Source organism: Frateuria defendens, assembly GCF_001182895.1.
In the GTDB taxonomy this organism is placed as follows: Bacteria; Pseudomonadota; Gammaproteobacteria; order Xanthomonadales; family Rhodanobacteraceae; genus Frateuria_B; species Frateuria_B defendens.
The window spans coordinates 1-4,183 of the sequence record NZ_LFQR01000107.1; the positions used below are offsets into that span (position 1 = coordinate 1).

Below are 4,183 nucleotides of genomic sequence, written 5' to 3' on the forward strand. Positions count from 1 at the left end.
GGAGCGAAACCCCCGGCCAAAGGCCGGCCAGATCGCGCCAACATTTCGCTTCAAAAAAAACCCAGCCGTGTGGCGCTGCGTGACCCGCTTCGCTGTAGTGAAGCGCCTCCGACCTGCTCCAGAACAACGAGCAAGTGCGGGGCACACACACATGGTTACCCAAGACACACCCAATGCCCCCCATCGGCGGCAACCTCAGAAACAAGCCCTCAGACCCTCCCCACCCCTTCCGCCGGCCGCTGCGACTGCGGCTCGCTCGCCCGCACCACCTCCGCGAGCACCGCCGCCAGCTGCTCGCCGGTGAGCGGCTTGCGCAGGAAGCCGTCCATGCCCGCCTCGCGGCTCAGCGTCTCCTCGTCGCCCCCCGAGCGCGCGGTGATCGCCATGATCGGCACCCGCGTGCCCGGCGCCTCGCCCTGACGGATCAGGCGGGCGACGCGGAAGCCGTCCACGCCCGGCAGGTCCAGGTCGAGCAGCACCACGTCGATGTGGCGCTCGGCAAGCTCGGCCAGCGCAGCGAGGCCGTTGGGGGCGTAGCACACCCGATGGCGCTGGCGCTCCAGCAGGCCGCGGATCACCGCCGCCACGATGGCGTCGTCCTCCACCAGCAGCACGTCCAGCGCGCGCTCGGGCACGGGCTCGGCGGCGGCGGTGCGCTCCGGCGGCGTGGCGTCCAGCACCGGCAGTGGCAGGCGCACGCGGAAGGTGCTGCCGTGGCCCAGCCGCGATTCCAGCTCGATGTATCCGCCCATCAGGGCGACCAGCTCGCGGCTGATGGCGAGGCCGAGGCCGCTGCCGGCGCGCCGCTGCGGACCGTCGGCCTGCTCGAAGCGCTGGAACAGGCGCTCGCGGCTGGATTCGGCGATGCCCGGGCCGGTGTCCTGCACGCTGAAGAGCATGCCCTCGTGGTCCCACCTGGCGCTCAGCTTCACGCTGCCGACGTCGGTGAACTTGAGCGCGTTGTTGGCGAGGTTGAGCAGCACCTGCTTGATGCGCACCGCATCGCCGAGCACGCGCGAGGGCAGGTCGTCGGCGATCATCAGCTCGAAGCGCAGGCCCTTCACCTGCGCCTGGCCGATCTCCAGGCGCGCCACGTCTTCCACCAACTGGTGCGGATCGAACGGCGCGGGCTCCAGCTCCAGCCGCCCGGCCTCGATGCGCGCGAGGTCGAGCGCCTCGTTGAGCAGCTTGAGCAGCATGCCGCCGGAGCGCTGCATGGCCTGGGTGTACTCGTGCTGCACGGCGCTGAGCGGGGTGGTGAGCAGGAGTTCGGCCATGCCCATCACGCCGGTCATCGGCGTGCGGATCTCATGGCTCAGGGTGGCGAGGAACTGGGTCTTGGCCGCGCTGGCCTGCTCGGCCAAGAGGCGCCGCTGCTCGGCCAGGTCGATGGCGTAGCGGTGCGCCACGCGCCGCTGCCAGGCGCGGAACAGCAGCCAGCCCAGCCCCAGCACCGCCAGCGCGTAGGCGCTGCGCGCCCACCAGCGCGCCCACGGCGGCGCCTCCACGTGGATGGACACCGGCGCCACGCTCGCCCACACGCCGTCGGCGCCGGCCGCCGTCACCGCCAGCGTGTAGTCGCCCGCAGCGAGGCCGGCGAACTCGCGCTCGCCGCGGTTGCCGGTATCCACCCAGCCGTTGTCCAGCCCGGTCAGGTGGAAGCGATAGCGGTTGGCCGCCGGATCGGCGTAGGAGAACACCCGCGCCTCCACCCGCAGCTGGCGGTCGCGCCAGCCCACCTCGATCGACCGCCCGGCCGACAGCGGCAGGCTGGTGGCGACGACGCCGCGCTGCACGCCGACACGGGTGATGGCCAGCTGCGGCACCGTGCGCTGCTCGTCCACGCGGTCGGGGTCGAAGGCCACCACGCCGCCCAGGCTGGGCGCGTAGACCGTGTCGCGGCCCGCCAATCGCGCGAAGCCGCGCGAGAACTCGCCGTTGCTCAGGCCGTCCTGCAGGCCGAAGGAGCGGAAGCTCTCGCTGGCGGGATCGAAGCGCCACAGCCCGTCGCGGCCGAACACCCACACCCGCCCGCGCGCGTCCACGCGCAGGTCGACCACGTTGACCGAAGGCCAGCCGCGCGCGCCGTCGACATGGCGCACCAGCGCCAGGCCCTCGCCGCGGTAGCGGTATTGCTCCAGGCCGTCGGGCCCGGCCGTCCACAGCCCGTCGGGGCTGAAGTCGAAGGCCTCCACCGGCCGGCCGGTGGGCGCGCCCGGCACCAGCTCGAAATGGGCGTGGCCGGCGTCCAGGCGCATCAGGCCGCCCTCGCTGGCGTACCAGAAGACGCCGCGGGAACTCTCCAGCGTCATCTGCGCGCCCCACAGCACCTTGTCGTCGCGGCTGCGGATCGGCACCGGCGTCACCTCGAGCGTATCCGGGTCGACGCGGAACACGCCCTCGCCGAAGGTACGCACGTACAGGCGGCGGTCCGGGCCCTGCTCCACCTCCAGCGGATGCCGCAGCCAGCGGCCCTGCGGATCGACGCGGTCGGCCTTGCCGTCGCGGGTGCGGTACAGCGCGCCCTGCACCGCCACCCACAGGCGGCGGTCGGCGTCCTCGGTCATGCCGAGCACGTCGCCGTGCAGGTCGGAGAGCACGTGCTCGACCGCGCCGGTGGCCGGGTCGAGCCGGTCCACGCGGCCGCCGCGCTCACCCACCCACAGGTGGCGGTCGTCGCGCACGCGCGCCATCGTGGTGGCCACCGCGTCGCGCAGGCTCGCCGGGTCGTCCGGCACGTGGGTGAAGCGGCTGAAGCTGTGCCAGCCGGGCGCGAGGTAGGCCACGCCGCCGTCGAGCAGGGTCACCCACAGGCCGCCCTCGCGGTCGGCGTAGAGCTGCCAGATCCAGCTGCCGGGGAGATTGCCGTACAACACCGGGCGGTCCATCACCGCCGTCACCGGCGCATCCGGGCCGGTCTGCAGGTAGAGGCCCTTCTTGGTGCCGATCCACAGCCGGCCGGCGGCGTCGCGCACGCTGCTCATCACGTTGCCCTGGGCGAGCGCCGCGCTGGAGAACGGCCACGCGACGTCGTCGGCGCCGACCAGGTAGAGGCCGTCCACCGCGTCGATGCGCACCTGCGTGCCGTCGCCGTCGATGCGCCAGGCGTCCAGCAGCTGGCCCGGCACGCCGGTGCCCACCGCGTGGAAGCGGCCCTGCGCGTCGCGCCGGAACACGCCCCGCGAGCTGCCCACCCACAGCTGCCCGCGCGGGTCCTCGTACAACGCCGCGACGGTGCCGAACGCGGCCGGGTCCGCGCCCAGCAGCGGGTTGGCGACGTGCTCGAACAGGCCGTCCGGGCGCATGCGGTCCAGGCCGCGCACCGTGCCCACCCACAGGCTGCCGTCGGCGCTCTGCGCGATCGCCCACACCCGCCCGCTGGCCAGGCTGTCCGGGTCGGCCGGGTCGTGGCCCCAGTGGCGGAAGCGGCCGGTGGCGGGGTCATAGCGGTTGAGACCCGCGTCCAGGCCGCCGGCCCACAACTTGCCCTGGCGGTCAAGCAGCAGGGTGGAGAGGTTGTTGTTGTAGAGCGAGTCCGGATCGCCCGCCACATGGCGGAACACCTGGAACTCCACGCCGTCGAAGCGGGCCAGGCCGCCCTTGGTGGCGAACCACATCGCCCCTTCGCGGTCCTGCACCACCGCGTAGACGGCCGTGCTGGGCAGGCCGGCGGCGGTGTCGTAGCGGCGGAATTGCGGCGTGGGAAGGGCGCCTTCGGGCATGGCGGCCGGCGCGACGGCGACGGCACCCGGCGAAGGCGCGGCGGCTTCCGGCGCCAAGACGCCGAGCAGCAAGGCCATGCTCAGCAGCATTGCCGGCACCATGCGTTTCTGATCGCTCCCCGGTCGATGCGGCGGCCCGGGGGCGCATACCGCGGCGTACTGATCCCTCGCATGATGCCAAAAAGCCCCCTTCACTCGTGAGAACCGTTCTCAGAGCCTGTGCACGATATGCCTGCTTGTGCATTCCGCGAGAAAGAAAAGTGTGTCGTGTGATCGAAACCTCGTCGGCATACTGGCCGGCCTTTGGCCGGGGTTTCGCTCCCCTGCCGGGGAGCGAGTTACTTTCTCTTGCTTGTCCAAGAGAAAGTAACCAAAGAGAAAGACACCCCGAGGGCGCGCCCTGCGGACTCCTGTCCGCAGGGTTCGCGAGGGAGGGCTGGGGTTTTCCGACGGGGCATCCC

General features: G+C 72.3%; 1 protein-coding gene. It reads right to left on the reverse strand.

Features of this window, described 5'->3' with window-relative positions:
- Nucleotides 1-209: 209 nt before the first annotated feature.
- Nucleotides 210-3,812, reverse strand: coding sequence for a hybrid sensor histidine kinase/response regulator (locus ACH65_RS14225; protein ID WP_237561531.1), 3,603 nt, complete (start codon nucleotides 3,810-3,812; stop codon nucleotides 210-212).
- Nucleotides 3,813-4,183: the final 371 nt, after the last annotated feature.